The organism is Planococcus notacanthi (assembly GCF_030407825.1).
Taxonomy (GTDB): domain Bacteria; phylum Bacillota; class Bacilli; order Bacillales_A; family Planococcaceae; genus Planococcus; species Planococcus notacanthi.
The window spans coordinates 14,701-39,085 of the sequence record NZ_JASDCQ010000006.1 but is presented as its reverse complement, the minus strand read 5'-3'; the positions used below and the strand labels follow the sequence as shown (position 1 = coordinate 39,085).

General features: G+C 44.8%; 26 protein-coding genes. 13 read left to right on the top strand and 13 right to left on the bottom strand.

Annotated elements, in window-relative coordinates:
• Positions 1–7: 7 nt before the first annotated feature.
• The 4 genes from QMA01_RS16550 to QMA01_RS16535 form a co-directional block, all read right to left on the bottom strand.
• Positions 8–574: a beta-class carbonic anhydrase gene (locus tag QMA01_RS16550; protein WP_191716793.1), complete on the bottom strand. Its 567-nt coding sequence runs from the start codon at positions 572–574 to the stop codon at positions 8–10.
• Positions 575–1,063: 489 nt separating this feature from the next.
• A complete protein-coding gene (gene mreBH, locus QMA01_RS16545) occupies positions 1,064–2,071 on the bottom strand; it encodes a rod-share determining protein MreBH (RefSeq protein WP_290215504.1) in 1,008 nt (335 codons plus the stop codon).
• Positions 2,072–2,254: 183 nt separating this feature from the next.
• Positions 2,255–2,395, bottom strand: coding sequence for a hypothetical protein (locus tag QMA01_RS16540; protein ID WP_191716791.1), 141 nt, complete (start codon positions 2,393–2,395; stop codon positions 2,255–2,257).
• Positions 2,396–2,480: 85 nt separating this feature from the next.
• Complete coding sequence (locus tag QMA01_RS16535) at positions 2,481–3,713, bottom strand: aminopeptidase (protein WP_290215503.1); 1,233 nt, start codon at positions 3,711–3,713, stop codon at positions 2,481–2,483.
• 147 nt (positions 3,714–3,860) lie between these two features.
• Here QMA01_RS16535 and QMA01_RS16530 point away from each other — a divergent pair, with 147 nt between their 5' ends.
• The 4 genes from QMA01_RS16530 to QMA01_RS16515 all read left to right on the top strand — a co-directional run bounded on the left by QMA01_RS16530 (position 3,861) and on the right by QMA01_RS16515 (position 8,265).
• Complete coding sequence (locus tag QMA01_RS16530; RefSeq protein ID WP_290215502.1) at positions 3,861–4,955, top strand: carbohydrate kinase; 1,095 nt, start codon at positions 3,861–3,863, stop codon at positions 4,953–4,955.
• Positions 4,952–5,863 carry a pseudouridine-5'-phosphate glycosidase gene (locus QMA01_RS16525; protein ID WP_191716788.1) on the top strand — a complete coding sequence of 304 codons (912 nt, stop codon included), beginning with the start codon at positions 4,952–4,954 and terminating at the stop codon, positions 5,861–5,863. Before QMA01_RS16530 ends, QMA01_RS16525 begins: the two co-directional genes overlap by 4 nt.
• 111 nt (positions 5,864–5,974) lie before the next feature.
• Positions 5,975–7,282 carry an FAD-dependent oxidoreductase gene (locus tag QMA01_RS16520; protein WP_290187097.1) on the top strand — a complete coding sequence of 436 codons (1,308 nt, stop codon included), beginning with the start codon at positions 5,975–5,977 and terminating at the stop codon, positions 7,280–7,282.
• Positions 7,279–8,265, top strand: a complete 987-nt coding sequence (locus QMA01_RS16515; protein ID WP_191716786.1) for a class I SAM-dependent methyltransferase — start codon at positions 7,279–7,281, stop codon at positions 8,263–8,265. Before QMA01_RS16520 ends, QMA01_RS16515 begins: the two co-directional genes overlap by 4 nt.
• Positions 8,266–8,595: 330 nt before the next feature.
• On the opposite strand, the gene QMA01_RS16510 is transcribed toward QMA01_RS16515, so the two are convergent.
• Both QMA01_RS16510 and QMA01_RS16505 read right to left on the bottom strand, forming a co-directional pair.
• The gene (locus QMA01_RS16510) at positions 8,596–8,817 is read right to left on the bottom strand and encodes a DUF1128 domain-containing protein (RefSeq protein ID WP_191716785.1); all 222 of its coding nucleotides are present in this window, start codon (positions 8,815–8,817) and stop codon (positions 8,596–8,598) included.
• A 58-nt stretch (positions 8,818–8,875) separates the two neighbouring features.
• Positions 8,876–10,237 carry an alanine/glycine:cation symporter family protein gene (locus QMA01_RS16505; protein WP_191716784.1) on the bottom strand — a complete coding sequence of 454 codons (1,362 nt, stop codon included), beginning with the start codon at positions 10,235–10,237 and terminating at the stop codon, positions 8,876–8,878.
• A 188-nt stretch (positions 10,238–10,425) separates the two neighbouring features.
• On the opposite strand from QMA01_RS16505, the gene QMA01_RS16500 reads away from it, so the two are divergent.
• Together QMA01_RS16500 and QMA01_RS16495 are read left to right on the top strand one after the other, a co-directional pair.
• Positions 10,426–10,929, top strand: coding sequence for a YtxH domain-containing protein (locus QMA01_RS16500; protein WP_191716783.1), 504 nt, complete (start codon positions 10,426–10,428; stop codon positions 10,927–10,929).
• 106 nt (positions 10,930–11,035) lie between these two features.
• Positions 11,036–11,842, top strand: a complete 807-nt coding sequence (locus QMA01_RS16495) for a YihY/virulence factor BrkB family protein (protein WP_225218640.1) — start codon at positions 11,036–11,038, stop codon at positions 11,840–11,842.
• A gap of 22 nt (positions 11,843–11,864) precedes the next feature.
• Here QMA01_RS16495 and QMA01_RS16490 read toward each other — a convergent pair whose 3' ends face one another.
• The 3 genes from QMA01_RS16490 to QMA01_RS16480 all read right to left on the bottom strand — a co-directional run bounded on the left by QMA01_RS16490 (position 11,865) and on the right by QMA01_RS16480 (position 15,008).
• Entirely contained in the window at positions 11,865–13,733 is a 1,869-nt protein-coding gene (locus QMA01_RS16490) for a heavy metal translocating P-type ATPase (protein WP_290187090.1), read from the bottom strand.
• 197 nt (positions 13,734–13,930) lie between these two features.
• A complete protein-coding gene (locus QMA01_RS16485) occupies positions 13,931–14,125 on the bottom strand; it encodes an SE1561 family protein (RefSeq protein WP_191716781.1) in 195 nt (64 codons plus the stop codon).
• 502 nt (positions 14,126–14,627) lie between these two features.
• Positions 14,628–15,008 (bottom strand): OsmC family protein, encoded by a 381-nt coding sequence (locus QMA01_RS16480; RefSeq protein ID WP_191716780.1) that lies wholly within the window; start codon positions 15,006–15,008, stop codon positions 14,628–14,630.
• A 78-nt stretch (positions 15,009–15,086) separates the two neighbouring features.
• Between QMA01_RS16480 and QMA01_RS16475 the strand changes: the two genes are divergently transcribed.
• Positions 15,087–16,265 carry an MFS transporter gene (locus tag QMA01_RS16475; protein ID WP_290215501.1) on the top strand — a complete coding sequence of 393 codons (1,179 nt, stop codon included), beginning with the start codon at positions 15,087–15,089 and terminating at the stop codon, positions 16,263–16,265.
• Positions 16,266–16,609: 344 nt separating this feature from the next.
• On the opposite strand, the gene rlmD is transcribed toward QMA01_RS16475, so the two are convergent.
• Together rlmD and QMA01_RS16465 are read right to left on the bottom strand one after the other, a co-directional pair.
• Positions 16,610–17,974 carry a 23S rRNA (uracil(1939)-C(5))-methyltransferase RlmD gene (gene rlmD / locus QMA01_RS16470; RefSeq protein ID WP_191716778.1) on the bottom strand — a complete coding sequence of 455 codons (1,365 nt, stop codon included), beginning with the start codon at positions 17,972–17,974 and terminating at the stop codon, positions 16,610–16,612.
• Between the two features lie 41 nt (positions 17,975–18,015).
• The gene (locus tag QMA01_RS16465) at positions 18,016–18,915 is read right to left on the bottom strand and encodes a TIGR01777 family oxidoreductase (protein WP_290215500.1); all 900 of its coding nucleotides are present in this window, start codon (positions 18,913–18,915) and stop codon (positions 18,016–18,018) included.
• A gap of 103 nt (positions 18,916–19,018) precedes the next feature.
• On the opposite strand from QMA01_RS16465, the gene recX reads away from it, so the two are divergent.
• Genes recX through QMA01_RS16450 form a run of 3 tightly spaced genes read left to right on the top strand, consistent with a single transcriptional unit; the run spans position 19,019 to position 20,409 of the window.
• Positions 19,019–19,825: a recombination regulator RecX gene (recX, locus tag QMA01_RS16460; protein WP_290215499.1), complete on the top strand. Its 807-nt coding sequence runs from the start codon at positions 19,019–19,021 to the stop codon at positions 19,823–19,825.
• Positions 19,818–20,150 (top strand): YfhH family protein, encoded by a 333-nt coding sequence (locus QMA01_RS16455; protein WP_191716775.1) that lies wholly within the window; start codon positions 19,818–19,820, stop codon positions 20,148–20,150. The genes recX and QMA01_RS16455 overlap by 8 nt, the downstream gene beginning before the upstream one ends.
• Before the next feature lie 4 nt (positions 20,151–20,154).
• The gene (locus QMA01_RS16450; RefSeq protein ID WP_203341343.1) at positions 20,155–20,409 is read left to right on the top strand and encodes a YfhJ family protein; all 255 of its coding nucleotides are present in this window, start codon (positions 20,155–20,157) and stop codon (positions 20,407–20,409) included.
• Between the two features lie 38 nt (positions 20,410–20,447).
• Here QMA01_RS16450 and QMA01_RS16445 read toward each other — a convergent pair whose 3' ends face one another.
• Both QMA01_RS16445 and QMA01_RS16440 read right to left on the bottom strand, forming a co-directional pair.
• Positions 20,448–20,657 (bottom strand): hypothetical protein, encoded by a 210-nt coding sequence (locus QMA01_RS16445; RefSeq protein ID WP_203341342.1) that lies wholly within the window; start codon positions 20,655–20,657, stop codon positions 20,448–20,450.
• Between the two features lie 117 nt (positions 20,658–20,774).
• The gene (locus QMA01_RS16440; RefSeq protein ID WP_191716772.1) at positions 20,775–21,755 is read right to left on the bottom strand and encodes a metal-dependent hydrolase; all 981 of its coding nucleotides are present in this window, start codon (positions 21,753–21,755) and stop codon (positions 20,775–20,777) included.
• A 151-nt stretch (positions 21,756–21,906) separates the two neighbouring features.
• Here QMA01_RS16440 and mutY point away from each other — a divergent pair, with 151 nt between their 5' ends.
• From mutY to ntdP, 3 genes are all read left to right on the top strand, one after another.
• Complete coding sequence (gene mutY, locus QMA01_RS16435; protein ID WP_290215498.1) at positions 21,907–22,956, top strand: A/G-specific adenine glycosylase; 1,050 nt, start codon at positions 21,907–21,909, stop codon at positions 22,954–22,956.
• Positions 22,957–22,958: 2 nt separating this feature from the next.
• Positions 22,959–23,705 (top strand): enoyl-[acyl-carrier-protein] reductase FabL, encoded by a 747-nt coding sequence (fabL, locus tag QMA01_RS16430; RefSeq protein WP_290215497.1) that lies wholly within the window; start codon positions 22,959–22,961, stop codon positions 23,703–23,705.
• Between the two features lie 103 nt (positions 23,706–23,808).
• Positions 23,809–24,354 (top strand): nucleoside tri-diphosphate phosphatase, encoded by a 546-nt coding sequence (gene ntdP / locus QMA01_RS16425; RefSeq protein ID WP_191716769.1) that lies wholly within the window; start codon positions 23,809–23,811, stop codon positions 24,352–24,354.
• Positions 24,355–24,385 lie beyond the last annotated feature (31 nt).

Genomic DNA, 24,385 nt, shown 5'->3' with positions numbered 1-24,385 from the left:
GAAATTCTCAGCGGTTTTCGTTTCCATTGATGACGACATCCAGTTTTCCAGTCGTCGGATCGATCACCAAACCGTGGACCGGAACATTCGGATCCAACAACGGATGGTGGCGAACCATGTTGACACTGTGGGTGACACTTTCTTCAACATTATCGAAGCCGCGGAGCCAGCCTTCCAAATCAACTCCGGAATACTCCATCATATCGATGGTCTTTTGGTCCACGCCCCGTTTTTTAATCTTCTCGAGCATTTCATGTGGTTTAATATTAGACATGCCGCAATCGTGATGTCCAATAATGTAGATTTCGTCTGCATTCAATTCATATACGGCTACCAGCAAACTGCGCATAATGCCGCCGAATGGGTGATTGATGACAGCACCGGCACTTTTGACGATTTTGACGTCACCGTTTTTAAAATTCATCGCTTTTGGCAGCATTTCAAAAAGACGCGTGTCCATGCATGTCAAAATAACGACTTTCTTGTCAGGAAACTTGGTGGTCATGTACTCTTCGTAACGCTTTTCTTTCACAAACTCTTCGTTGTACTCCAAAATTTCATCTAATAAAGCCATTATACTTCCTCCTTGTCGACTACTACTTTTTAAGTTTAATCCAAATTTCTGAAAAATACGAATCGAATTTGCCGTTTCGAAAGAAATAAGGAAAAAAGTCATTGCGCAACGCTTCGGATTTAATAAGACCTTGCCTTTTATAAAACTGTACGTAGGTAAATTAGAACAGTGTTTTTCACGAGGATTCAAGAATGAAAAAACGGAAAGCAGTTCCGCGTGCTTCGGAGTGTTTTCCGTTTTTCTATATCCAGCTCCAGCGCCCAGGTTCTAGGGACATAAGCCAATCCGGCTGTGCGGCAAAGGACGCCGCTTCGCCAGCTCGTCTTATGCCCTTCAAACCTGCACGGGCGCTTTCGCTTTTCTTAGTGTCCAGCTCCAGCAGCCAGCCCCTCGAGTCGCTTCAGCCTTACCAGCAATGGCAAAGACCGCCATTACCGGTAAGGCTTTCAGCGCTTGTCGTGGCAAAACGGCTGCTTCCGCTTTTCTATATTAACGCGACATTTTCTCTAACTGCTTAATCATGTTCAGCGACAGTCCTGTTCCGATGGCGACTGATTCCAGTGGTTGTGGTGCGATATGGACGGGCACTGAGATTTCTTTTGAAAGCCATTCCTGCATGCCTTTCAATAAAGCACCACCGCCTGAAATGACAACGCCTTGGTCAACCATGTCACCCGACAGTTCAGCTGGACAATTCTCCAGTGTTGCGCGGATGCATTCCAAAATGGCGGATAAAGATTCTTTCAGCGCTTCTTGTGTTTCAAGAGAGCTGAGTGTAATGGTTTTCGGCAAGCCGGTCATGATGTCACGGCCGCGGATTTCCATGTTCTCTGTTTCATGGGAAACAGGAGCATAACCGATTTCCATTTTTATATTTTCAGCAGTGCGTTCACCGATCAATACGTTGTACTGTTTGCGGACATACTGGATAATATCTTCATCCATGCGGTCGCCCGCAACTTTAACGGTGTTGGAAGAAACCACCCCGCCAAATGAAATGATTCCCACTTCTGTAGTACCGCCGCCAATATCTACAATAACACTCGCTACCGGTTCGCTGATTGGAAGTTCCGCGCCTATTGCAGCAGCTACAGTTTCTTCAATTAAGTGAACGGTTTTGGCGCCGCTCTGTTTCACTGCGTCGTGGATAGCACGGCGCTCAACTTTAGTGGCACCGGAAGGGGTACAGACCATCACATTGGGTTTGCGATAAGCACTTCCAAGTTGTTTGGCCGCTCTTTGCATGACCGCTTTCAGCAGATCAAGAGTGGCATCAGAGTCGGCGATGACGCCGTCTTTCAGTGGGCGGATCACCAGGATGGAATCAGGTGCTTTGCCAAGCATAGCTTTCGCTTCAGTGCCGATCGCCAGCACCGCACGAGTTTTTGCATCCAAGGCGACAACAGAAGGTTCATTGATGATAATGCCTTTTGTTTTTGTGTAAACGAGTATATTTGCAGTTCCTAAATCGATACCAATATCTATTGCAGAAAACATACGTGAATTCCTCCTATGAATAAAGACGCTAACTAGTTCGGATTTTACCATTACGAGCTGTGGAGTGGAAGAGCAGAAGGGACCTAAAGAGCCTGGGAATTAGATAAAATACACACATTTGGCAGTGCTTTTAGTGTGAGGAACATAAAAACCGGCTTCAGAGAAGAAGCCGGTTTTTATCGCTCAGTATTTTTTTTCAGGCGTTGGGTCTACGTGCTCTGCATCGTGCGTGTGAAGCTCTTTTCCAAGGAAATGGAGAAGTGTAAAGAAAAACATGAAAATTACGGCCATGAAGCCGAGTACGACAGTAATGTCATAAAACATAATGATAACTCCTCTCTAAACTGTAATTATCAATATTAAGTATACATGATTCTGGTCTAAAAAATAAGTGTCGAATTATCGAGACTTAGAAAGCCCAGTTGCCACCGCGGAAAATCGGTTCGCGGCTGCCATCTTCCAGGATGCCATCAATGTCCATTTCGGACGAGCCTATCATGAAATCGACATGGGTAATACTTTGGTTTAGGCCGTTTTTCAATAGTTCTTCCTGAGACATGGTTTTGCCGCCTTCGATACAGAAAGCATAAGCGCTGCCGATAGCAAAATGGTTGGAGGCATTTTCGTCGAACAACGTGTTGTAGAATAAAATATTTGAATCGGAAATTGGCGATTGATGTGGAACTAATGCAACTTCACCAAGGAAATGAGAACCTTCATCAGTAGCAACCAATTGCTTCAGGACATCTTCGCCATGTGCAGCTGTTACATCAACGATTTTTCCATTTTCGAATGTTACTTTAAAGTCATCAATAATATTGCCGCCATAGCTTAGGGGCTTTGTACTGGAAACATAGCCATTTACGCCTGTTTTATGCGGTACAGTAAAGACTTCTTCGGTTGGCATATTCGCCATGAAAGAATCGCCTTTTTCGTTGATTGAGCCGGCTCCACACCATAGATGGCCTTCTGGAAGAGCAACTTCCAAGTCAGTTTTAGGTGACGTATAGTGAAGTTTTGCATATTTTTTGCCGTTCAGATAATCGACTTTGGTGTGCAGCAAGCGATCGTGTTCTGTCCAAGCCTCAATCGGTTGATCAAGATCAGCACGTACAGCTTTGAAAATAGCATCCCAAAGTTTGTCGATTTGTTGGTCAGCCGGTACATCTGGAAACACTTTAGCTGCCCATTTTTCAGAAGGGGCTGCGATAACGGTCCAGCTGATTTTATCAGATTGAACATATTGGCGGTATTTGCTCAAAGCCTGTCCAGTTGCTTTTTGTGAAGCAGCAATGCGCTTCGAGTCAATGCCAGTCAATAGGTCAGGGCTTTGAGACACCACGCTGATGAAAGCAGCGCCTTGCTCTGCCAATTGCTCGCGTTCCTGTACTTTCCATGCTGGGAAATCAGAGAACGAATCTTCCGGCGCTAATTCAAAGCGCAGGCGAGAGATCGTATCGTCGTTCCAGTCTACAAAAACTTGTTTCGCTCCGGTTTCATAGGCCTTTTGGGTAATTGAACGGACCAAAGGTGCTGCATCAATGGAAGCGGCGATATAAAGCGGCTGTCCGGGTTGAATATTTACTCCTACTTTTACCGCCAGTTCAGCATAGCGGGATAATTTTTCATTAAAAGATGTCAAATAAATCTCTCCTTTCATCTCTTTCTATAGTAGCAATTTTCTGTAACTGCCTGCAATGATTTATAACGATATACGAAATATATTTTGCTTGCATTTTCTGTTATAAAAGTTTATGATTTAAACAAATGTTTGAGTGGAGGTGTGATTATGAATCAGAAAGAAGTGGAAGTGCTTGAATTGATCCGGCGCAACCCGTATCTATCTCAACAGGAAATGGCAGAACGCCTAAACATGTCCAGGCCATCACTGGCCAATTTCATTTCCAATCTCATGCGTCAAGGGAAAATCTTAGGCCGCGCTTACGTACTGCCCGAAGAACAGACGGTCATTTGCATCGGCGGGGCAAATGTCGACAGAAAATTCCTGATGGAACGTCCCGCGCAGATGGGAACATCCAATCCGGCTTCCGTTTCCGGCAGCGTCGGTGGAGTAGCCAGAAACGTCGCGGAAAATTTGGGGCGCCTCGGCCATTCAGTCAAGCTATTGTCGATTGTGGGAAATGATCCGGAATGGAACTTAATCGAAACCGCTTCCAGCCAATTCATGTCGACTGAAATGACAAAAGCAGTCGACGGATTGTCAACTGGAACCTATACAGCGATTTTGGAACCGGACGGCGAAATGCTGCTGGCAATGGCGGATATGAAAATTTATGACTCTCTGACGCCAAGCTATATTGCTAAAAATGACAGTGTTTTATTATCATCTGCCTTTCTGGTGATCGATTTGAATTGTCCAGTGGAAACGGTGGAATATGTTCGTCAGTTGGCCATCATCAATAACATTCCACTGGCAGTCATTCCGGTTTCAGCTCCAAAAATGGACAGGCTCGGAACAGATTTGGCCGGCATCAGCTGGCTGATTCTTAACCGCGATGAAGCAAGCAGGCATTTGCAGATGCCCATCAATTCCATAGAGGATTGGCATCAGGCTGTTGAACAGCTGCTGAGTCAAGGTGCGGAAGCAGTTGTCATCACCGGTGGAAAAGAAGGAGCCGTAGCCGGAAATGCAGACGGCATCACACATTACCAGGCGATGCAAGTCGACCAGGTCATTGATGTGACCGGTGCAGGAGATGCATTTTCCAGCGCCATTGTCCACAGTGTAATGAATGGGAAGGAATTTGAATCCGTTATCCATTCAGGAATGGTGAATGCGGCAAAAACTCTTCAAAGCAATGCGACTGTAAGACGAGAATTGACAGCAGTACAACTACAAAAAGAACTGGAGGAATTACAATGACATCAATGATTTCTTATTCAACTGAAGTACAACAAGCAATGGAGGACAAAAAGCCGATCGTGGCACTCGAATCGACGATCATTTCACACGGTATGCCTTATCCCCAGAACGTGGAAACGGCACGCGTGGTAGAACAGATTATCCGTGATAATGGTGCAGTTCCTGCAACAATCGCCATTATGGACGGCAAAATCAAAATCGGTTTGTCTGATGAAGAACTGGAAGTGCTTGGCAATAGCCCAGGCGTTTCAAAAGTATCAAGAAGAGATATCGGCCAATTGATCGCCACGAAAAAAATCGGTGCTACAACTGTCGCTGCAACGATGATTTGTGCAGAACTTGCAGGCATCCGTGTTTTCGCAACAGGCGGCATAGGCGGGGTGCACAGGGGCGCTGAGACGACCATGGACATCTCAGCTGACTTGGAAGAACTTTCGAACACAGGAGTGGCTGTTGTTTGTGCAGGCGCAAAATCCATTTTGGATATCGGCTTGACGTTGGAATACCTGGAAACAAAAGGGGTTCCAGTCATCGGCTATCAAACAGACGATATGCCGGCATTCTACACACGCTCAAGCGGCTTTGATCTGACATTCCGCAGTGATGATGCTGCTGAACTGGCTGAAGTGCTGAAAGCAAAATGGGATCTGGGCATTACAGGCGGAGCGGTAATCGCCAACCCGATTCCAGCTGAACATGCACTGGAAGACTCATTCATCAATGGCATCATCACTCAAGCCATGACTGAAGCGAATGAAAATGGCATTTCCGGAAAAGAAGTCACGCCTTTCCTATTAGGGAAAGTCAAGGAATTGACGGAAGGCAAGAGTTTGGTCGCGAATATCGAACTGGTCAAGCATAATGCAAAAGTCGGAGCCGAACTTGCGGTCGCTTACAATAAACTTTAAGAATAAATTGTGAAAAGAAGTCCATTCGTGGACTTCTTTTTTTATTGGGGAGGTTTATTGGGTTTTCACTATCCTAAAGGTAGGGTAAGGAGAAAGAAGGGGATGAAGCACATGAAAACTGATGTATTCATCGGCGGGGGTGGAATCGGTGGATTGACACTTGCACTGAAATTGGTGCAGCGTGGAATCGATGTGGTTCTCGCCGAACGGATGGCTGTAAAAGCACCTACCTATAAAGGGGAACTGCTGCAGCCGAAAAGTATGCAGATATTCGACAGCCTTGGAGTATATAAGAAAATATGTGATCGCTCTAATGAAATTAAAGTTTTGGACATGCTGGAACTTTCAAGTTCTCTCCAAGTAAAGGACCAGGCATTTATGGATTATAGCGTGTTGCCCGGCAAGTACAGTGCAGCTTATATGATGCATCATGAGGAATTGAAGTCTGTTATTTTAAAAGCTGCCTGTGAATATGAAAACTTTCATTATTTCAAAGGAACGGCCTGCAAAGGATACGGAGAAAATACAGCGTTGCTTCAAAAAGGAACCGAAAAGTTTGAAGTGGAGGCGGAATTTTTCTTCGGTGCTGAAGGGCGTTCGTCAGTCACTAGGAAAGCCATGGAAATTGAAGTGAAACAGACCACCTACAATCATCATTTTCTGACGGTGACGTTTCCGCGTGCTGAAAATTTTACAGACGGTCAAATCATTTCTACATACAACCGTTTTCTGGGGCTTTTCCCGCTGCCTGATAATCAGGTGCGAAGTGTTTACTTGATACCGCCAGGCGATTATAAAGAACTCAAGGAAAAGCCAATCAGCCATTTCCATAAACTGTACACGGATTTAGCGCCTGCGGTAGATGGTTATGTCCAGCAATTGACGGATTGGAAGAAAATCCAGTTGATGATTCCGGTAATGTATCATGCGGATTCATATGTGAAAGGCAATAAAGCTATCATCGGTGACGCTAGCCACGCTGTCCATCCAATGGCCGGAGAAGGCATGAATATGGCTATACAAGATGCGGATATACTAGGCGAATTAACCGCAGATATGTTCAAAGAAGAAAAAAAAGACGAAAGCAATTTAAAGTGGTACGAAACCGTCCGCTATAAGCGTGCAGACCATGTGATACAACTCAGCCACTTGGCAGCTTTGGCCTATTCTTTTCCATTTAAACCGGTCAGCTACATCCGCCAACGGACTTTCGAGCGCATGGAAGAAGACCCAATTCTTCATTTTAAGCAAATGTTGAATGTTTCGGGCCTTGGGATGTGGAAAGAAAACGTTCGAGATCGTTTCATACAAGGAGGCATCATGCCCGTCCGCATAAAAGATTTAACAAAAGACACAAAAGAATTAAAGTATTATACACCAGAAGAAGATTACCCATGGAAAGCGGAGGGACTCAGATGATCGATGTCATGAAGATGTTTAAAGCAAGAATGTACATGAAACGAAATGAACCTTTTTTATATAGTTGGCATGCATACGTCGGATATGAGCTTGATTTGTTTAAAGCCTTCGATCGCCCTATGTCCCAATATGATGTAGCCGATGCGCTGCAATTGGACGAAGATTTATTGAACCAGTGGGTGAATGTTGGCGTCTCGATCGGCCATCTCAAAGAAGCCGGTAGAAACCGATATAAAACCTGGAATGCATGGAAGCTGCCGAAACCGAAGGGCAACAATTCCTCGGGTGTTCTGCTAAAGGAAATGATGGAGTTGCATATCCCGACCTTGCTGAATTACCCAGAGATGATGCGCAAGCAGGAACGCCTTCATTTTGATGAAGAAAAACACGCTCCGACTGTAGCTGAAACAAGCAGGTTGCTGGAAGTATTGGCTCTGCCGAAAATGTCCAGACGCCTGAAAGGCCAAAATATCGACTCGGTGCTGGATATTGGCTGTGGAGAAGGCGGATACATCAAAAAGCTTGCAGAACGTTTCCCCGACACCCACTTCACTGGAATTGAAATCAGTCCATCTGTAACGGAAGTAGCGAAAGCCTTGACGAAAGAAAATAATAATATTTCTATTGAAAATGCCGATCTATGGGATTACAAACCATCAGAGCAGCAAGGCATGGTTATGATGAACAATGTCATCCACTATATCGACCTCGGAAAGCGCCAGGACCTTTTTACTGAACTGGCCAGCTGGATCAAAGACCAAGGTATTCTGTCAGTTGTGACACCTATCGCTGGAGACAGCGACAGCCCACCATTTGCTAATGTTTTCAATAGTTTTTTCTCATCTTTCGACAACCTCTACCGATTGCCGACGCGCGAAGAAATGGCAGAATGGGGCGAGCAGGCAGGACTCGAGTTGCTTAGCATCCAAACCGTCATCAAAGAAGGCGGCTGGTATATTGTGCAGTATGAAAAGAAAAGCTGAGGCGACCGTTATGCTCCGACAGACATAAGATGAACTTCCGAAGCGGCGTTTTTTGCCGCACAGGAAGGGCAGCTTATGATCCGAGGAGCAGGCCGCCGAAGCTGGACAAAAAAGAAAAGCTGAGGAAGCCGTAAAGGTTCGACAGGCATAAGACAGACCGGCGAAGCGACGTGTTTATGTCGCACAGCCGGTTTGGCTTATGTCCCGAGAACCTGGCTTCCGAAGCTGGACAAGAAAAAATGAAATGATCGTATTGCTCCCATAGGCAATTACAGCAACATAAAAAAAGGCCCTGAAGGATTTTTTCCTTCAGGGTCTTTTTGTGCTTGCTTATTTGCGTAAAGAACCAAGTTCGGTTGCAATTGCCTGCATTTCACTCGTGCTGAACTTTTCGCGGTTCGCGACCATTTCGTAAAGTTCATGCAAATCTTCGTATTGGGAAGCGTTGAAGTGTTCGGCTTTCATTGCATCCACATTGACCATACGCAATTTTGATTTTATTTCTTCAATCATAAAGCTGACGTTTTCTGGTGACGGTTTTGATAAGTCCATGATAAGCTCCTGCCTTTCGGGTGGTTATGCTTAATCATTTCATTATTCAAAAGCAATGTCAATTGCCAGTTTGTCCAGCGGCTTTTTCTTCCTTGATTTTAGCAATGATGCGCTTGGTTTCATAGACGATAACGCCTGATAGGCCAAGAAGTCCGATCAAGTTAGGGAAGGCCATTAAGCCGTTCATCACATCAGAGAAAGTCCAAACGACATCAAGTGAAACGGTTGCGCCAACGAAAACCATCAAAACGAAAGCGATGCGGTAAACGATCAGCAATGCCGGGTTCTTGAATAAATACTGGAAACATTTCTCTCCATAGTAAGACCAGCCGATGATGGTAGAAGAAGCAAAGAAAATCAATCCGATGGCTACTACAATTGGGCCAGCTCCTCCAAGGAACTGTTCAAAAGCTGCAGTTGTCAGAGCTGCACCTTCAAGAGATTTATCTGTATAAAGGCCGGACATGACAATTGTGACACCGGTAATCGAACAGATGATGATGGTATCAAAGAGTACTTGTGTCATGGAAACCAATGCCTGGCGTCCTGGAAGATCCGTGATTGCAGCAGCAGCAGCAATCGGCGCCGACCCAAGTCCCGCTTCGTTGGAGAATACGCCTCGTGCTACACCATATCGGATAGCCGCACCAATGGCACCGCCAACAGCAGCTTCACCGGTGAATGCCGCACTGAAGATCGTAGCAAAAGCACCTGGAATCAGTTCCATGTTTAAAATCATAATAATTATTCCTGCGATTATGTAGAATAACGCCATAAAAGGAACGAAGAACGAAGTGACGCGGCCGATGCTCTTAATTCCGCCAAGCAGAACCAAGGCGGTGAAAATTGTTAAAATGATTCCGGTAATCCATGTTGGAACACTGAATGTATCGCGGACGACTGAAGCGACTGAGTTCGATTGTGTCCCGTTGCCGATTCCGAAAGCCGCAATGGCACCAAAGATGGCGAATAAAACAGCCAACCACTTTTGTTTCAAGCCGTGCTCAAGGTAATACATCGGTCCGCCAGCCATCTGGCCTTTAGCGTCGACAACACGGTATTTGACTGCCAATACAGCCTCTCCGTATTTGGTGGCCATTCCGAAAAATGCAGAAAACCACATCCAGAAGACAGCACCCGGTCCACCGAGGATGACCGCTGTTGCAACACCGACGATATTACCGGTACCTACGGTTGCAGCCATGGCGGTTGATAATGCTTGGAAATGGCTGATATCCCCTTTAGAGGTCGTATCCGAATTTTTGGTGAAAACCAATTTCAAAGCATAAGGCAATAATCGGACTTGGAGAACACCAAGACGAACTGTTAAGAAAATTCCTGTACCTACTAATAAAATCAATAAAGGTGGTCCCCATACGTAACCGCTGATAGTGCCCAATAGTTCTTCGAACTGCGCCATTATTTTTCCCCCTTTTTCAATATCCTTTTCTGTCTATTAAACCTCCTGTAAACATAATATTCCGAAAGTTTTTCGATATAGTCAAGTTATTTTTAAAAAATATATGCTGTATAAGTGTTTAGGTTTTCAAAGTTTAGGGAAAATTCCTAACAGATGTGAAAAACATATTTTATTGGGAGGAATTTAGGATGAGCCAAAACAAATTGATGACAGGTTTACTAGTAGGCGCGGCAGTGGGGATTATTGTCTCACTATTGGACCGCAATACAAGAGATGACGTTATACAGAAATCGAAAAAAGCAACAAACAATGCAAAATACTATGCTTCAAATAGAGATGAATTGGTACAGGCTTTCCAGCAACAAGCTGAGAGAGCGCAAAATCTGTATTCACGCATTTCTGAAGATGCTTCATATGTTGGAAGCAAGGTAAATGAATTGAAAGAAATGACTCCACAAGTGAAAGAAATGGCGCTTGAAACAAAAGAAGCGTTCATGGATACAAAAGATGCAGTAATTGAGACAAAAGATGATGTGATTTCAGCAGTTAAAGAAGACAACCCATCTCCGACATCTTCGTTAACGGATAGTTCGAACTCTTCAACAGGTTCTGGAAATAACTCATCATCAAATAAAAGTTCCGGGACAGGCTATCAGTCTGGATCGAACTCAAACACTGGGAATCGGTCATAATCCGATCGGCCCGAATACATCTTCAGGACAGCAAGCGGACAATAAAAAAGACCGTACCCACTCAGTTACTTTCGATGTAACGACTGGAAAAGGTTTTTTAAAAGAATTGTTTCAACGGATCAAAGACGTCGATGTGCCAGGACTTGGAGCACAATTGGCGTTTTTTTTCCTATTATCAATTTTTCCCTTGCTGATTTTCCTGGTTACTTTATTGCCGTATTTAGCGTTGTCTCGGGATGAAATTTTCAGCTACCTGGAAGAAGTCGTCCCCTCAGAAGTGTATGTCCTGATCGAAAGCACGTTGGAAGAAATTCTGACGAACCAGAATACCGGATTATTGTCTTTTGGTATTTTAGCGACGATTTGGTCTGCCAGTCTAGGAATGGATGCTTTGATCAAGTCATTGAACCTGTCCTATAAAGTAACAGAAAACCGTCCGCTTCTAATAGCGCGGGGGATGTCGATCTTGATGACAATTTTATTGATTTTTATTTTGATTGTCGCTTTGGCATTGCCTGTTTTTGGTGAACAGCTTGGATTGTTGATCTTTTCATTTCTGGGGCTGGAGGAAGGGTTTCTCGCATTATGGAATTCTATCCGCTTTACAATACCCGGGATTATTACATTCGTTGCCTGCGCGATCATCTATTGGTTGGCCCCGAATGTAAAGATGAACATTTTGAGTGCACTGGGAGGCGCAGCGTTTGCTGCAACCGGCTGGTTGGCGACTTCTTATCTGTTCTCCATCTACATCAGTAATTTCGGAAACTTCTCAGCGACATACGGCAGCATCGGTGGCGTAATCATCCTGATGCTGTGGCTCTATATATCAGCTATGATCTTGATTGTTGGCGGACAGATCAATGCGGTGATGAAAGAACGCCGGCACTATATTAAGCAAAAGGCATCCTGAATGAAACATTCAGGATGCCTTTTTATACATTGCGGTTGAGCATGCGCAGCCCATTTAGAATGACTAGTATTGTGCTGCCTTCATGTCCGATAACACCAATCGGCAAGGTAATGGTTTGGAAAAAGTTCGAGATGATCAAGAGAATGATTACAGAAACTGAAAAGAAGATGTTTTGTTTAACGATGCGCTGCATTTTTTTTGAAAGCCTGATGGCGTATGCGATGCGCGACAAATCATTTTTCATTAAAATGATATCAGCGGTCTCCAAAGCGATATCTGTTCCGGCACCCATAGCGATGCCTGTTGTTGCTGTGGCCAAAGCTGGAGCATCATTTATGCCATCACCTGTCATTGCTACATACTCATATTTTTTCAGGAGTTTTTTCAGTTCTTTCACTTTATCGCCTGGGAGGCATTCGGCGATGTAGTCGTCGACTCCGGTTTCTTTTGCGATGACTGCTGCTGTCTTTCGGTTATCTCCTGTCAGCATGATGCAATAAATACCTGCTTTTTTCAATTCCTCAATTGTCGATTTGGTGATGTCACGGACTGTATCCTTCAAAGCCATAGCGGCAAGAATTCCTTCATTGTCCCGAACAAAGGTCACGGTTTTCCCTTGATTGGCCAATTTCTCCAAAAGGCCATCCTCAAAAGTCTCCGCCAACTCCTCACCGACGAATTTTGGTTTGCCGACGAGAAATTCTTCAGAGTTAATAGTTGCTCTTAACCCATTTCCCGGGACATCTTCAATTGTCAGATTGGGTGTGGGAGTAATGCCTTGTAAAACGATAAAATCGCTGATGGCTTTAGCTAAAGGATGATTGGACTGGGATTCGATTCCGGCAATTTTAGCCATAGCAATTTTCTTATCCATTCCTTGTCGGATGACAAAATCTGTGACTTCAGGCTGTCCACGGGTCAAGGTGCCGGTTTTATCAAAAGCGATGGCCCGCACCACGCTCAAATTCTCAAGGTGCATGCCGCCTTTGAATATGATGCCGCTCTTAGCGCCATTAGAAATGGCTGCCAGTGTGGCAGGCATAATTGAAGCGACAAGTGCACAAGGAGAAGCCACAACCAGCAAAACCATTGCCCGGTAAAATGTTGTGTTCCAATCCCAAGCAAAAAGATAATGGGGCAAAAAAAGCATAAGAACAAAAGCGAAGAGCACCACTTTAACATAACGTCCTTCAAAACGTTCGATAAATTGTTGGGAAGGGGATTTTTCGCTTTGTGCTGATTGGACCAGATCAATGATTTTTTGAAACATGGTTTCAGTGCTCGGTTTAGTCATTTCCATTGTGATGGCTCCCGATAGATTGACGGTGCCAGCAAACAGTTCATCTTCTTTGTATTTGGATACAGGGAGTGCTTCACCGCTGATGGTCGATTCATCAACTGCAGTTTGGCCGTTTTGCAGGACGCCATCAACGGGTATCCGTTCTCCCGGTTTCACCAAGATCATGTCGCCAGTATGCAAATCTTTGAGGGAAACACGTACAGTTTTCTCTTCTTTAACAAGCCATGCAGCTTCAGGTTGGATTTTCATCAAGGAAGTAATCTCTTTCCGGCTTTTGTTCATTGTATATGTTTCCAATGCACCGCTTAATGAAAAGATGAAAATCAGAATGGCTCCTTCAGTCCAGTAACCGATTATGGAAGAGCCGACTGCGGCTAAAATCATTAAGATTTCAACGTTGAGCTGCTTGTCTTCAAATGTTTTCAGGATGCCATATTTGGCTTTGGCGTAACCGCCAATTCCAAAGGCCATCAGATAGATGATGACTGAGTATGCATACAGGTTTTGATGTTCAAGTGTGAACGCGATAACAATTAAGATCCCTGAAAAAATTGCTGCTATCAATTCAATGTGAGTCTTGAAAAATGCCATCTGCACTACCTACTTTCCTCCATAACATATTTACTGAATCCTTTAAAAAAGCTTTTTTGGAGAACGTGTGATTTGAAGAATGAATTTTCAGAACTCTTTTTTAAATGTTATCATATTTTCTGTAAACAAATGCATATACAATCAACAGAAAGAAAACAAAAGAAAAATCCGCTGCCCGATAGGCAACGGATTAAGGCTTACTGGTCTTCAGTTGGACGGCCTTGAAACTGTTTCATTTTGTCATCTAAATCATCAACCATCGCGATTAAGCGATCAATATCTTCAAGCTCCGTGTTTTCAGGTTCAATAGCGTCTAATACTTCCAAAAACATGTTCAAGCGCTGTTTCATATAAGAAACTTGCTGCTCTTTGTTTGTAATGGATTTTCCCATTCGATACACCTCATTTCGCATGTTAATCGTAACGGAAATTGGACAAGATTTCAATACAGAGAAATTTCAATCAGTTGGGGCATCCCAAGTGAAAAAAGACAGAATTAGACTAAAAACGCCGCATCCTCCGTCAATGCCTGTGTAACCGACATCCAATCGGACTTCTACGGCATGGGTCTCACGCTGGCGGAATTAAGAGTCTTACTGACCGTTAAAGAAAGATAAACTATAGGTAAAACTAATTATTTTACTAGTTATTCTATTTTGAATATTTACTTAATATAAAGTTTGTGTTAAATTAGGGTTAATCAAACGAGAGGGGAGGCCGAAGGGAATCAGCGAAACCAGATCACAACATCAGGAATATCGAAGGAGGGGGTTCGCACATTTCATCGGCACCTTAGCCGGAAATGATATTATGAAAGATAAATCAACTGTATATAAAACATAAAAGGCTCATCCAAAATCTGACATCAGATGCGGAATGAGCCTTTTATGCTGTTTAGCGCGTTTCGAAGGTTTCAACAATTTCGATTGAGTCTTTTACAGACTGGACCATTGAGCAGTTTTTGCGTGTCAATTCCATCACACGAGGCATTTTCTCTTCGTTGATGTCTCCGGTGACGATAAAATGAAGATGGACTTTCTCAACTCGATCTGCCTCTGCTTCATTGCGTATAATTTCTTTAACCTCGATTTGAATATCTTCTGCAGGCATCCGCATTTTATCAAGCACTTTTCTCATAACCCCACCGCTGCAGACAGCCAGTGAAGACACCAACAATTGATACGGGCGGAAGCCGTATTCTTCATTACTTGAAATTTCGAGTTCACCAAAAGGCAGATGTCCGGTAAACCCATTTTTGTTCATTGAATAATTCATCTATAAACGCCTCCTATGTTAGAATTGTATCTGAATTCTTATTAAAAACAAAAGAACGTGCTTGTTCGGGGAGGCATCATGAAAGAATTTTTGAAAAGTGAGCGTGGCCGGTTTTGGATCTTGGTTGCGATTGTTTCCATTTCCGGTTTTTCACAAGGAATGTTGTTGCCGCTAATTGCGGTTATTTTTGAACAAGATGGTGTCTCATCCGCCTTGAATGGTTTAAGTGCTACCGGATTATATGTCGGAACGCTTATAATTGCGCCTTTTATGGAACCCCAATTGCGGAAGTTTGGTTATAAGCCTCTGATTTTAGTCGGTGGGGGACTGGTCATTCTATCGCTGTTGCTGTTTCCGCTATGGAAATCGGTGCTGTTCTGGTTTGTTCTGCGCATTTTGATTGGTGTAGGAGATCAGGCATTGCATTTCTCTACTCAAACCTGGATCACCAGTACGTCGCCTCAGCACCGACTGGGCCGGAATATTGCTATTTATGGCATGTCATTCAGCATTGGGTTTGGCGCAGGACCTCTTTTTGTGCCGCTGGTGAATATTTTTGAAGCCTTGCCGTTCATCGTCTCAGGATTGCTGTGTTTATTGGCTTGGTCTTTGGTGTTCTCATTGAGGAATGATTTTCCGGAAACCTCAAGTGGAAGCATGACAGCCAAAGGGACAGCTGGACGATTCAAAGCGGCGATTCTTATTGCCTGGGTGGCTTTTCTGCCTCCGTTAGGCTATGGATTTTTGGAAGCCTCTCTGAATGCTATTTATCCGGTTTATGCATTAAGGCAGTCGATTGAAGTAGGGATGGTTTCGATTATGCTTGCCGCTTTCTCTGCCGGAGCCATTGCCACACAATTGCCGTTAGGAAACCTCAGTGACCGGATCGGCAGAAGGAAAGTTCTATTGTTGGCTCTGGTTGGTGGAGCTGCCGTGTTTACGATAGCCAGCTTTTATGAATCCAATGCCTGGCTGACCGTCGGACTTTTTGCGTTGGCAGGCATGTTTGTAGGATCTACATTTTCACTGGGAATCTCTTATATGGCCGATCTGATGCCGAAAGACCTCTTGCCGACCGGCAATTTGCTATGCGGAATTGCGTTCAGCATCGGAAGCTTGGCAGGGCCGTCCATGGGTGGTCTATTCATTGAGTTCTCAGGAGGGCTTAGTTTTCTGTTGTTGATTGCTGGCATCCTGTTGTTCATCTCGGTACTGATAGCGTCGAAAAACGATGCAAAAAAAGCACTGGCTGTTTAATTCATTCCAAATAAAAAAGCTGGACCGCAGAGTGAAAACTCCTTGGTCCAGCTTTTTTATTGCTTAAGTACTTCCGCTTTTCATTGTCCAGACTCCAGCGCCCAGCTCTTTGGGTCATAAGCCAACCTAGCTGTTTGGCAAAGAGCGCCACTTCGCTGGTCTGTCTTATGCCCGGCAGAGCTACACGGACGCTTCAGCTTTTCCAGCAATGGCTGAAAGAATGCCATTACCGGTAAGTCTTCCAGCGCTTTTCGGAGGTCCGCAGGATGTGCGGATCAGCTAACCGTTGCGACAGGAAGTCGCGTTACTAGGTTAGCTTCTGCTGTTGGCTGCTTTCGCTTTTCTTATTTCAATACCAATTTCGTTACCGATTCCACTTGCGCGGTTTGCGGGAACATGTCGACTGGTTGAATGTATTCGATTCGGTAGATCTTCGTCAATTGCTGCAGATCTTTTGCCAACGTGGAAGGATTGCAGGACGTGTAGATAAAGCGCTTCGGCTTTACTTTCAAGATGGTTTTCAAAAGCGAATCTGCGAGACCGGTTCGAGGTGGATCCACGGTCAACACATCGGGAACAAATCCCTCAGTGCTCCATAGCTCCAACCATTTTTCAGCCGTACCGGTAACGTATTTTGCTGCGTAGCCTTGCTTTTTGGCATTGGCTTTCGCATCAACCACACTTTCATGGATGACATCCATGCCGCGGATTTCTTTGGCACCGTCAGCCAGCCACAGCCCGATGGTGCCAACGCCACAATAGGCATCAACGACTTTTTCCTGGCCTGTCAGTTCAGCAGCGCGTTTGATTTCGTTGTATAATTTGACGGTTTGTGTTGGGTTCAGTTGGAAAAAGGCACGTGCTGATAAATCGAATGCCAATTCGCCCAGTTCTTCGTGAATGGTGTCTTTACCGAATAAAGTAATCGTCTCATCTCCGAAAATAAGGGATGTTTTTTCTTTATTGATATTCTGGACAATGGATACCAGGTTTGTATCGATTTTTTTCAAGCGTTCCAGCAATAATTCTTTTTGTGGAATTTTCGAGCGTGTCGTTACCAGCACCAATTGGATCTCTCCAGTTTTTACACCAGTACGGACAACGATAGTGCGAATGATGCCTTTCATGGTCTTGCCGTCATAAATCGGCATTTTCAGTTCTTCCAGAATCCGCTTGACTGCATTGGTGATGACAGTCGTATCGGGGTGCTGAACGATACATTGTTCGATATCCAATAATTGGTGGGAGCCTTCCGCAAACAATCCAGCAATGACCTTCGAACCCTTCAAGCGTGTTTGAAACTGGCTTTTGTTCCGGTAATGCCAAGGATCTTCCATGCCGATGGTTTTTTCCACATGAACTTTCGTGCCTTTCAGGTAACGTTCCAATGCCTGTATGACAAGATCGCGTTTTTCGACCAGTTGCTGGTCATAAGTCATGTGCTGCAGTTGGCAGCCGCCGCAAGCTTCATAAATCGGGCAAGGCGGTGTTTGGCGATGTGGAGATGCAGTACGTAATTTCACGACACGCGCTTCGGCAAAATTGCGTTTGACGACCGTCACTTGTGCGGTGATTTCTTCGCCTGGCAAAGCTCCCGGAACAAATATCACATTGCGTTTGAAATAGCCAATGCCTTCGCCATTGATACCGAGGCGTTTAATGGTCAACGGGAATTTTTGGCCTTCTTCAATAATGGGTTTATCATTCATGGATATCACGTCCTTCAGTTAATCATCCCCCCATTATAGCCTTATTTATAGATATCAGCCAGTGCCGATCGCAAATTGGGGAATTTGAATTGGAAACCATGTTCTTCGAGAACAGTCGGCAAGACCTGTTGGCCTTTCAAAACCAATTGGCTCTTGTCTCCCAACACTGCTTTTAAGGCAATAGAAGGAACAGGTATCCAATGTGGACGGCCAAGTGCATGTGCAATTTCTTTGCCGAATTCTTTCATTCGCTTCGGTCGGGGAGCAGTGACGTTGAATGGTCCACTCAGTTTGTCGTTATCGAGCGCAAACATAAGTGCCCGTGCCACATCCCTAACATGGATCCAAGACAGCCATTGTTTGCCGGAGCCGACCGTGCCGCCCACAAACAGTTTGTATGGCAAAGCCATCAACGGCAAAGCGCCTTCTTTTCTTCCAAGAATGATGCCAAAGCGGCCACAAGCTACACGGACGCCTTCCGATTCGGCACGGGTAGCTAGAATCTCCCAATCCCGCACTGTCTGTGCTAGAAAGTCCGATCCGAGATCAGTGGAAGACTCGGTATAAGTTGCGGTTTGAGAAGGCGGATAAATACCGACTGCACTGGCATTGACCAAGACTTTCGGCTTTTTCTCCAGCTTACGGATAATCCGCAGCAGTTCATTGGTGGCGTCCATACGGCTTGTATAGATCAATTGCTTCTGTTCATCGCTCCAACGCCCATCGTTTATAGACGCGCCAGCTAGATTGACGAAGGCATCAATGCCTTCCAGCTGCCTCTCTGGAACGGCGTCTTCCGACAGCCATTTCACGTATGTAATTTTATCTGCAGCTGTTTTCGGTTTTCTTGTTAAGATGTAGACCTCATCGCCTCGTTCAAGTAATTGGCGAGTCAGCTCTTCGCCAACAAATCCAGTGCCACCGGTGATTGCTATTTTCATTTCCATCGCCTCCGTTTTTTATTAGCATACCCTTTAAAGCGTAAGGCTATGCCATTACTTAGTTGAAAGGTGTATAATGTGTAAAGAAGAGGGGTGCCAGTAAATGCCGATTATTTCAAAAATCACACAGGGAAAAAAGAACCCTGAAAGGTATAATATCTTTTTTGAAGATAAGTATGCTTTTAGCGTGGATGAAGCGGTGCTTGTCAGGTATCAGCTCACAAAAGGGAAAGAGCTGGATCAATGGACCATCGAAGAAATCAACTTCGAAGATGAAATCCGGAAAGCCTATAATAAAGCTCTGTATTACCTTGGATTCCGTATGCGTAGTGAAGGGGAAGTGCGCCAGAAGCTGAAAGAAAAAGAATATGGCGAAGCCGTTATAGATGAAGCCATCAAAAAGTTGTATACCCATAACTTTTTAGATGATCAGCAATTTTCAGAGGCGCTGATGCGGACACAGATTAATTCCAGCAAAAAGGGTCCTCGTGCTATTCAGCAGGATATGCAAAAGAGAGGAATTGATAAACAAATGCAAAAAGACGTTTTAGATTCCTATTCCGAAGAAGAACAATTGGAAATTGCCAAAGGCCTTGCTGAGAAAATCGCCCTCAAGGAAAAGATGAAGACGCCTAGCCAAATCCATCAGAAAATCAGTGATACCTTACTTAGAAAAGGCTATAACTATTCGCTGATCAAATTGGCGATCGAAGAGCTGGACCTTGAAAAAGATGAAGATCAATGGACAGAAATCGTCACCGAACAAGGAGATAAATTATGGCGCAAGCACAGCAATAAACTGACAGGCTACGATTTAAAATCGAAAGTCAAACAAGGTTTGTACCAAAAAGGATTTCCGGGTGAAGTGATCAATGAGTATTTAGATAAGAAGGAGCTTGAAAATGACTGAAGAAAAACGCTATAGCGATATGACTGAACATGAACTCCGTGGGGAAATTGCCCGATTAAAAGAAAAAGCTAGAAAAGCTGAACAACTGGGCATGGTCAATGAATTTGCAGTATTGGAACGAAAAGCCATCATGGCGGCGGCTTACATGCTCGATCCTGCCGATTTCAAAAAAGGGGAAGTGTACCGTATAGAAGGCGACCCGAATGTTTATTTTCAGGTTGACTATTTAAAAGGGCTATTCGCCTGGGGCCACCGGATGGGTGGAAAAAAACACACGGAAGCGCTGCCGATTTCCATGCTGCGCCCGTTAAAAGAAGGGAAGTAAACAGATGAAAGAAATTATCGAGCAATTGACAATCGAGCTGATGGAGAAAAACCCGAATTTGTCAGAAGAAAAAGCACGTACCTGGATTGAATTGCTGGCTTCTGATTTTGAATCTTCCTATGCCAAAGCGGGATATGATTACCAGGGCACAGCAGTCGTCGAGAAAGTGATGCGCCAGTGGATTGAGAGCTACGGCGATAAAATTCATGAATTCGCCAGCACTAACCCGAAATACGCACATCTGTTGGATGTCCAATAAAACATAAGCACCTTTATTCAGCAGCTTGTTCTTCTTGTTTAAGGAAGAACAACAGCTTGTCTTAAACAACAAAAGAGCTGTCCCAAAAGGTCATGAAAAATGACTTTTGGTGACAGCCCTTTTGTTGTTTTCGAAAGACCCGGCAGATGTCCATTGCGGCGGACGCGTTCCGCGGGCACGGCTTCTGCCGCTTCCCTCGCTGCGCTCAGTCCAGTGGCTCCAGCAAGCGCTGGAGTCGCCGCCTCCATTCCCATCAGCCAGCTGTTCTCAGAAAACGTATTCCCCCATCAAAAAACAGCCGGGGAAAAAGGCTTTCTTTCTCTCCGGCTGTTTTATTTTAGAGACTTATGGGACAGCCCCGTTTTCTAGTTGTGGCTGAAGTCCAATTTTTTTCGTAACTTGTCTTCGCTGAAGATCCAGCCAGTATAGGAATTGATGATCTTGCATTCCTTATCCAAATGGGCAACGGCCACAAATGGGTAGTAATCATTGCTGCGGTAACGCAGGTCAATCAGCCGTACTTCATAAATCTCTCCGTATTGGTTAATTTCCCAACGGTACAATGGAGAAAACGAAATAAAGGCGGCCATGTTTTTATCTTTCAATGCGGCTTGGATCAAGTTATTTTCAGGCATTTCTTTTTTCATAAACTTGTCATAGATATTGATGGTCCTGCCGTAGGCACGGCCAACGTAATGATGCCGTTCTGTGTTTGCCGCAATGCGCCAATGGAAAAATCGCATGGTTGGTGCAACAAAAACATCGGTTGCACCTGGAATGGTGTTCCGCACAGCATGCTTGATAGCTCTTTGAACTGCAAACCTTGCAAGGTAATAGAAGAACATAGCAACGTACAAAATGCTGATCGTCCAGACCGGATTGGCTCCGAATGCCCAAATCATCAAGGCCACTATGTGTGCTCCGAAGATGATGGGATCAAAGGTATTGATGACACCAAGAGCAACCCAGCGATTGGAAATCGGCCTCAATGCTTGCGTACCGTATGAATTGAAGATATCGACAAATACATGCATAAAGACAGCCAGGAAAGACCAGAGCCATAAATGAAGCAAATTAGCTTCTGGAAAAATGAGAGATAATGCACCTGCAATCAGCAGCGGCCATAGCAGCACTGCGGGAATGGAATGAGTTGCGCCGCGGTGATGGCGAATATAGACTGCGTTATCACGAAGCTTTAAGACAGTGTCGATGTCAGGAGCGAGCGATCCAATGATGACACCGGATATCACTGCGGTCGTGGTGACGGGGTGGCTGGCGACGACCGGATCGGCCATTGCGAGGCCGCCAAGGGCAATGCCCATGACAATGTGAGTTCCTGTATCCATTGCCTCATCCCCTCTCTAAAGAAGTTAAATTTAACGGGAACTGCAAAGTTTTGTTAAAATAAAGAGAAACTGATTCTCTCATCCATATATACCCGAATCGGTGCGTGAATAATCAAGCTGAACGGAGGCAATCGCCATTAAACTAGAAAAAATGCAATTTCAAAATGACTTGATCAGCTGGTTTGCAGCAGAAAAAAGAGATTTGCCCTGGAGACGCACGGCAGATCCTTACCAAATCTGGATTTCAGAAATCATGCTGCAGCAAACTCGTGTAGATACAGTCATTCCTTATTATAAACGCTTTATTGAAAAATTTCCGACTTTGAACGATCTGGCGGAAGCCGACGAGCAAGTCCTTCTGAAACAATGGGAAGGGCTCGGCTATTACTCCCGTGCCCGCAACCTGCAGGCTGGTGTCAAAGAAGTAGCCGAGAATTACGGCGGCATCGTTCCTGATAACCGCAAGGATATGTCTTCATTGAAAGGAGTCGGCCCCTATACAGCAGGAGCAGTCTTGAGCATAGCTTATGGAATTCCTGAGCATGCAGTAGACGGCAACGTAATGCGTGTCTTGTCCCGAATTTTGTTGATTGAAGAAGATATCGCAAAACCGAAGACACGGAAAATATTCGAAGAAGCTGTAACGGAAATCATCAGCCATGAAGATCCTTCCTCATTCAATCAAGGTTTGATGGAATTGGGTGCGTTGATCTGTACACCCACTTCACCAAGGTGTTTGCTATGTCCGGTACGTGAGCATTGTGCCGCATTTGATGAAGGCAAACAACAGGAACTGCCCATTAAATCCAAAGCGAAAAAAACAAAGTCATTGCAATATGCAATGGTGGCAATCCGCAATGAAAACAAACTGCTGATGGAACAGCGGCCGGCGACGGGGCTGTTGGCGAATATGTGGCAGTTTCCGATGCTGGAAACTGCAGCCGATGTGTTGCCGCTCGAAATCGAAGAGCAGCTCTCGGAAAGTTTAAGGGGAATCGTAAACAAGGCAGAAAAAATTACTTCTTTCAAACATGTCTTTTCTCATTTAACATGGAACGTGGATGGCTTTATTGCCGACAGTGAAAATATAGTTGCCCCTGCCCATATGAAATGGGTGACGGCAGAAGAATTGGATTTATTGCCGATCGCAGGACCGGTCCAAAAAATGAAAACAGCATTACAGCAAAGAGGAGATGTTTAACCATGGCAGAACAAAAAGTAGCGTTGGTGACAGGCAGCAGCCGAGGCCTCGGCAAAGCAATGGCAATCGCATTAGCGGAACAGGGATACGATATCGTCGTCAATTATGCACGCAGCAAAACGGCTGCACTTGATACGGTGAAGGAAATTGAAGCACGAGGGCAAAAAGCCTTATTGGTGCGCGCCAATGTTGGTGATGTCGAAAAACTTCGCGGCATGTTTGAAACAATCAAAGAAGAATTCGGGCGTTTGGATGTTTTCGTTTCCAATGCGGCTTCAGGCGTCTTGCGTCCTATCATGGAACTGGAAGAATCGCATTGGGATTGGACCATGAACATCAACGCCAAAGCAATGCTTTTCGGTGCACAGGAAGCAGCGAAATTGATGGATAAAGGCGGCAAAATTGTCGGCATCAGTTCATTGGGATCCATTCGTTATTTGGAAAATTATACGACGATAGGAGTTTCAAAAGCAGCAGTAGAGTCAATCACACGCTATTTAGCGGTTGAACTGGCGCCGCTTGGAATTGCCGTCAATACCGTGTCTGGCGGAGCGCTTGATACAGAGGCGTTGAAGCACTTCCCGAACCGTGATGATCTGTTGAATGACGCCCGGGTCAACACGCCGGCAGGCCGGATGGTTGAAATTGAAGACATGGTCAAAGCGGCTATGTTCCTCATTTCTTCCGATTCGGATATGATCCGTGGCCAGACGATTATCGTTGATGGAGGCCGCTCGGTCGTCATGTAATCCTTAGAACCTTCCGCCTTATTGCTGTATGTTTTCAGAATTGATTGATATAATACTGAAATAGCAGATAAACAAAGGCTTAGACAAGAAGGTGGGATTTTACATGGCGATTCCTGCGGAGGGTGAAACAATCCAAATCCACAGTTACAAGCACAACGGCCGAATCCACCGTGTCTGGCAGGAAACTACTGTACTGAAAGGTACGAATAATATTGTAATTGGTGCAAATGAACGGACGCTTGTGACAGAATCCGATGGCCGAACCTGGTTGACGCGCGAACCTTCAATTTGTTATTTCCACGCAGAACATTGGTTCAACATCATCTGCATGCTCCGAGACGACGGTGTTTATTATTATTGCAATGTCAGTTCTCCATTCGTCTATAATAATGGCTCGTTGAAATACATCGATTATGACTTGGATGTAAAAGTGTTTCCAGACATGTCTTACACGCTGTTGGATGAAGACGAATATGAAGACCATAAGCGGCAAATGGGGTATCCTGAAGTAATCGATCAAATCCTGCACCGGAATGTGGAGAAGTTGATCAGCTGGATTAAACAGCGCAGAGGGCCATTTGCCCAGGACTTTATCGAAGTATGGACGAACCGCTATGAATTTCATAGGCTAAACCGGATTCGTGATTAAGATGAAAACCTGTTGCTTGCCGACAGGTTTT